3 protein-coding genes and 2 tRNA genes are annotated in these 3,710 nt (G+C 67.7%); 2 read left to right on the forward strand and 3 right to left on the reverse strand.

Going from position 1 to position 3,710, the window contains the following annotated elements:
• The first annotated feature begins 228 nt into the window (after nucleotides 1-228).
• A tRNA-Glu gene (locus WH07_RS33475) sits at nucleotides 229-301 on the forward strand.
• A 206-nt stretch (nucleotides 302-507) separates the two neighbouring features.
• Here the strand turns inward: WH07_RS33475 and WH07_RS33480 are convergent.
• From WH07_RS33480 to WH07_RS33490, 3 genes are all read right to left on the reverse strand, one after another.
• Complete coding sequence (locus WH07_RS33480) at nucleotides 508-909, reverse strand: hypothetical protein (RefSeq protein WP_046508518.1); 402 nt, start codon at nucleotides 907-909, stop codon at nucleotides 508-510.
• A gap of 642 nt (nucleotides 910-1,551) precedes the next feature.
• Nucleotides 1,552-2,403, reverse strand: a complete 852-nt coding sequence (locus tag WH07_RS33485; protein ID WP_232789149.1) for a hypothetical protein — start codon at nucleotides 2,401-2,403, stop codon at nucleotides 1,552-1,554.
• A gap of 79 nt (nucleotides 2,404-2,482) precedes the next feature.
• Entirely contained in the window at nucleotides 2,483-3,160 is a 678-nt protein-coding gene (locus WH07_RS33490) for a PP2C family protein-serine/threonine phosphatase (RefSeq protein ID WP_157877484.1), read from the reverse strand.
• Nucleotides 3,161-3,634: 474 nt separating this feature from the next.
• Between WH07_RS33490 and WH07_RS33495 the strand changes: the two genes are divergently transcribed.
• Nucleotides 3,635-3,709: transfer RNA gene (locus WH07_RS33495), tRNA-Asp, on the forward strand.
• The last annotated feature ends 1 nt before the right edge of the window (nucleotide 3,710 follow it).

Genomic DNA, 3,710 nt, shown 5'->3' on the forward strand with positions numbered 1-3,710 from the left:
ACGGGCAGGGGCGCGGGTACGGGCACGGGCGTGGGTCCCCCGGGCGGCCCGGACTCCGCGGCGTACCCGGGGCCCGGCGCCTCGCCCGCCGCCCCCTCGCCCGTCCCCTCCCCGACCCCGAGGAGCCTCCCCGTACCGGCCAGGTAAACCCGTTTTGGCGATCGCTCCGCCATCCCATATGCTGCTGACGCGTCCCCGACGCGCTGGAAAGCGCCAGGCGAGCCCTTAGCCCTCATCGTCTAGTGGCCCAGGACGCCGCCCTTTCAAGGCGGTAGCACGGGTTCGAATCCCGTTGGGGGCACGTACGACCACCACACGTTCTGGCTGCCTCGACATGGGGTAGCCAGAACCTGGTCAGCACTGTCGCTCCCTTGGGCCGTTCGCCCGGGCCGACAAAGTGCTCGCATCCGCAGCTCCCTCAACCGAGCCTGGCTCCGCGCCCAATGAGCGCCGTTGCAGTCATCACCGCCGCGGGAGCAGCGGCAGGCAACAGCTACGAACGCAGCGTCACACGGTTGCAAACCACAGATCGTTTGCCGAGAAGTTTTCAGTATCCAACGTGCGAAACTTCTCCTCTCCTCCAAACGCCTGCCCGAGCACAGCAATGTCGCAGCGAATGACCGGATCATCAAACGAGGGAACGAAAATTACTTTTCCCTCCCGTGCGGGAATCTCCAGGTCGACCGAAAGGCCCTCCACGGCAAAAACCAATTGGAGCCCCGTGGAGACGATCGCCACACGCGCATCACGGATTAGAACGCTCAGCCATTCTTCGCCAGCCTCATCGTCCCAGTCGACAACGGCACCGAACGATCGGGCCAGGCTGTCAGCGATCTCAACTGCGGCCTCGTCGGACCAGGCGATCGGAGAATCGCACAGCCGCCCCAACATCTCCGAAATATCGATCACGGCGCACCGCCGAGACTCCCGTGAACGGCACCTCGAGCATTCCGGTAGACATTTATGTAATGAGTCAACTATCCGGTCCTTCCAATGACCCCTACCGGCGCATTCTCGACATACACCTTGGCCTTGTTTTCGACCCACAGTCCTCTGGCGTCAGCATAAGCAGCAGCATCTAGAACTGCCTTTCCCGCATCGACACCGGTCAGGAAGGCCCTCAGGGACCACACAGAGAATGGTAGCTCTGTGTAATCGTCTGGGTGGCACCGGCGTAATTGACCGTGGCGACCACCACGGTCCACTCGTCCGGTGTCTTGCCCTCGGTGCGCCAGTAGAACTCGTCGCCTTCACTAGCAGTACGCCCCCGCAATATGCCGATGTCCCGGCCCTGGTGCGGGGCCGGGACATCCGACGAAGCGGCGTCCCCGCACCCGGCGAAGGGGCCCGGGGCGGGCCGTCCCCGGAAGGGGTGCCCGCCCCGGATCCGGGTCAGTTGGGGAAGCGGATGGACTTCACCGTGGGGAAGCCGATGGCTGGCGGGTCGGAGACGGCGGCCTCGGCCGTCCTCGACCTGCTGGTGCGGTCCGGGGCGTCCCAGGTCCCACCTGCCGGTGCGGTCCGGGGTGTCCCAGATCTCAGCGGAGCCGGTCAGCCGAGGTAGTCGGGAGACTCGGCCATTCCGGTAGCCCGGTCCTCGCCGCCGTCGACGGGCTTGGAGGGCGCCGGGCGCCCGATGAAGGCGACACGGCTCGCGATCCGGTCGCTCGTACCGCCGTACGTGCTCGCTCCGTTCCCGCCCGTACCGCCGCCACCGTTCTGGCCCGCCTTCTGGCCGTCCGGCGTGACGCCGAACCACGTGCCGCCCACGCCCTGGCCGTTGGTGTCCCCGGGCTTGGTGTCCTTGCTGAAGAGGTAGACCGGCCAGCCGCCGATCGTCACCTGGAACGCGCCGTCGCGCTGGATGAAGCCGATCGCCGACTTGTCCACCCCGTCGATGAAGACCCGGCCGCCCGGAGCGACGAGGTACGGCGGCCAGGTCGTGGCGCACTCACCGGAGCAGTTGGAGACCGAGGGGTCCGCGGTGTCCTTGTCGAACCGGTAGAGGGTGAAGCCGGCACCGTTGATGACCACGGGGTCCAGTTCACCGGCCTTGCCCGCGGACAACTGCACCCACTTGCGGACCACCGGCTTCCTCTCGGCGGCCGCCTTCGCGGGCGCCGCGTTGGCGGCCAGGTCGCCCTCGTTCAGGTCCGCGTTGTTCTGCTGCGCGGTGCCGGACTTGAAGGCGAAGCCGGTCGCGTCGGCGGACGCCGCGGATCCGCCGGCGGGCGCCGCCGAACCGGCCGCGGTGTCATCCCCGTTGCAGGCGGAGAGCAGCAGGACTCCCGCGATCGCGAGCGAGGCACAGCCGGTGGCGCGTGTACGGAACCGAGTACGGAACATCGAGTAACCCCCGTAGGTGGTGGTGCTGCCGCTCCGGCGACTCCGGAGCGTTCTCATCAGGAGCTACGGACCTGGTCCGGGGCCTGTTCGACGCGTACGGTTCCGAGACGCCACCGTGACAATGTCGTCGGCGCTGTCACCGAATTCCCAAGCGGATTCCGCGGAATTCGCGAGGGGCAGTTACACAGCCGGCCGGGGGTACGAGGCATAGCCGATAGAAGGCCCCGCCCGGCGAGCGCGCCTCGATGACACCGTCCGTGTAGAGCAGCAGCGCATCGCCGGTCTCGAAGCTGAACGGGTCGGTGCGATGGCTCAGAGCGGACGGTTCGCTCACCCCGAGTGGCGGCGCCGGGCTGTTGGCATGCAGGACCGTGACCTCGTGGCCGTGCACCAACAGGGGCGGTGGATGGCCGCAGTTGATCATCTCGGCCTCCGGACCGCGGTCCGGTATGTCGAGCACGAGCGCGGTGGTGAAGTGCTCGCCGGTGTCGTGCACGGTGTCCGCGACCTGCTCCACGTTCCGGCTGACGCTGTCTTCAAGGGCCGCCACCAGCTCGGGCAGGGTCGCGCACCGGTGAGCGCCCTCGCGGAACGCGCCCAGCACCACCGCCGCCTCACCGATGGAGGCCGGCCCCTTGCCCCGTACATCGCCGATGATCACCCGGCTGCCCGCATGGGCTCCGCGGGCGACCGCGAACAGATCACCCCCGATCTGGGTCTCGTCCTCGGCCGCCATATACATCCAGGCGATACGCAGCGGCCCGATCCGGCGGGGCGGCGGCCGGAGCAGAACCCGCTGCGCCACCTCGGCCACCGACCGCACCCGGTTCAGCTCCCGGTCGCGCCGCGAGATGGGTGTGCGCGGGCGTGTAGAGGCACGCGACGGTGATCACGACGATCAGCGCGAGCGGGATCGCCAGCAACCCGCGGCCCGGGAGGCGCAGCCTTGCGAGAGGGTGATCCGTCGGCCTGCACGGAAAGGCCATTTGCCGCTTTTAACCCCTATTCGACTGTATGCACTTTCCCTCAACGGCACCGAGGCGGGGGGAGTGCGCGGCCCGCCAAGACGGGCACCCAGGGACGAGGTTGCAGGTCACGCGTGCGGGGTATGACGTGGGGTCTGCTACGCTGATTCAGCGACATCAGCCAAGCGGAATGTGTCCGGGCGGTCACTGGGAATCACCAGGCCGACAGGGCTCACCGGAGGTCGGATGTCACGGAGAGTGTGCCGGAATCCCGTTGGGGGCATGCGATTCCGTGTGCGAGACTGGTGCTCGCGACAAAGCTTGGTCCTGTGGAGCAGTTTGGAGTGCTCGCCACCCTGTCAAGGTGGAGGCCGCGGGTTCAAATCCCGTCAGGACCGC

The sequence above is a fragment of the Streptomyces odonnellii genome (assembly GCF_000981895.1).
GTDB classification, from domain to species: Bacteria; Actinomycetota; Actinomycetes; order Streptomycetales; family Streptomycetaceae; genus Streptomyces; species Streptomyces odonnellii.